Consider the following 1,452-nt stretch of genomic DNA (forward strand, 5'->3'; position numbering starts at 1 on the left):
ACAACTATAAGCTGGAGCTTTTAACCTCCGGCGGGGCGCGACAGTTTGACACCAATGCGGTGATTAACCGCTATGATACCAGGATCGCAATGACGGTCCTGGCGGATTTTATATTCCTGGGGCATGACAAAACAGGGAGCTGGGCGTTAAGCTCCGATAAGACGCAACTGTTCGCAGTCGCTATAGGCGCTTTTCTTGACATCATCTGTGAGACATTCAACAGCCAGGGGATCCCGGCCCTGATAGATATAAACAGGCAGCATTTTGCTGGTATCACAGAGTACCCAAAAATGACACACGGGGATATTGAAGACGCGGATATCACAAAGGTTTCGGCATTTATAAAAGATATGGTCGGCATTGGCGTCCTTGTACCGGATGACGGGTTGGAGGATTACATCCGCCAGGCGGGCCATCTGCCGGGAAGGACCTATGACACAATGGGCCCGGAACGGAAGCGGCAGCAGGAGCAGAGCCAGCCTCCGGAGCCCGAAACGGCCGGGGATGCCCCTCCGGACGCCGGGGACGATGAAATACCGGAGGAAACGGTAGAGGCGGCTAAAAGGCGTCTGGGAAGGGGGAGCGGCGTATGGCATTCCGGATCATAGCCCCGTCCAGGGTGAAAAAGGCAAAGCCGGAGGGCAGCCGGGAAGTGCTGCGCCGGCTTGAGGAATACCTGGAACATAACTGCGATGAGCCTGTTGAAATCCTCTGCGGGTTCTGGAAGGACCAGCAGGACGCAATTACTTACCAGGAGCTCCGGCAGGCGGTAAAGGACGGGGAAATAGACCGGGAAACGATCCGCCTGTGGATGCAGGATTATTCGGTGCTGGTATCCGGTATGCTGTATAAGGTATGGTCAGGCGCAGCGGCAGCAGGCCCGTCGGGGCAGCCGGTCCTGGACGGCCTCGGTTTTGAGTTTAACCTGCAGACGCCGGGAATGATGGACTGGATCAGCAAACGCGGCGCAGAGTTTGTCACGCATGTCACGCAGCAGCAGAAAGACGCGGTTGCCGCCCTTGTGGCGAAGAAGATGAGGGACAGCCATACAGTGGATGAGCTGTCCCGCCTGATCCGCCCCTGCGTCGGCCTGACCGTAAAGGACGCAAAGGCAACGGCCCGGCTTTACGACAGCGTAGCGGCGAAACTGAAACAGGATCACCCGCGCATGAAACCGGAGAGCATCCGGAAAAAGGCGCTGGACGCCGCGCAGAAGTATGCGGAGAGGAAGCACCGGCAGCGGGCCATGGTAATTGCCCGGACAGAGACTGCTTTTGCATACAACCGGGGCGCGGATGAAGGGATAAGGCAGGCGCAGGCGGCAGGATACCTGGGGGAGCTTAAGAAACGGTGGTGTACTTCCGGGGACGACGCCGTGTGCGATGTGTGCGCATCCCTGGACGGGACGGAAGTGGGCATGGATGACGATTTTGATTTCGGCGGGAGGCTCCT

General features: G+C 58.1%; 2 protein-coding genes. Both read left to right on the forward strand.

The features are described 5' to 3' along the window. The coding region (locus NFS31_RS26710; protein WP_331482900.1) for a phage portal protein family protein at positions 1-608 on the forward strand (608 nt) is incomplete at its 5' end. Beyond that, positions 590-1,452: phage minor head protein (locus NFS31_RS26715; RefSeq protein ID WP_251502109.1), on the forward strand; the 863-nt coding region annotated here is incomplete at its 3' end. The genes NFS31_RS26710 and NFS31_RS26715, both read left to right, overlap by 19 nt.

Origin of the sequence: Otoolea muris (assembly GCF_943193115.1) — a bacterium.
In the GTDB taxonomy this organism is placed as follows: Bacteria; Bacillota; Clostridia; order Lachnospirales; family Lachnospiraceae; genus Otoolea; species Otoolea muris.